The 433-nt window shown below is 54.7% G+C and carries 1 protein-coding gene; it reads right to left on the bottom strand.

Annotated elements, in window-relative coordinates:
- On the bottom strand, window positions 1-433 hold a 433-nt coding region (locus EH240_RS37550), incomplete at both ends, for an extracellular solute-binding protein (RefSeq protein WP_125007313.1).

Genomic DNA, 433 nt, shown 5'->3' with positions numbered 1-433 from the left:
ACCCTTCTCATCCAAGACTTTGCCGCCATTGGAAAAGATGAAAGTATCGAGGACGACGACCGTATCTTCCCCCTTGTGGCCGAACAAGCCAATGCCATAGCGTCCCTTGGACTTGTCCGTAAGCTTCGGCGCCGCTGCCTTCAATCCCTCGAAGGTCTTTAGCGAGGCAGGATCAACCCCAGCCTCTTTGAGGAGTGCCTTATTGTAGTAAGTGAAGGACCAAACGTCCACGTTGATGGGGATTCCCCAGAGCTTGCCGTCAGAAACATTTGAGGCCCAGGCTCCTTTGAAGAAAGTGTCGGCCATAAGACCGGAAGTCTTGACTTGGTCGTCGAGAGCCGTGATTGCGCCTGCTTGAGCAAAGGCGCCCATCCAGATTTGATCCAGGGTGGCGACATCAGGCGCATTACCGCCCTGTACCGCCGTCAACAAC

Source organism: Mesorhizobium tamadayense (assembly GCF_003863365.1).
Lineage (GTDB): Bacteria > Pseudomonadota > Alphaproteobacteria > Rhizobiales > Rhizobiaceae > Mesorhizobium > Mesorhizobium tamadayense.
Note: the sequence above shows the minus strand (reverse complement) of the source record. Positions and strands in the feature narration are given on the sequence as shown.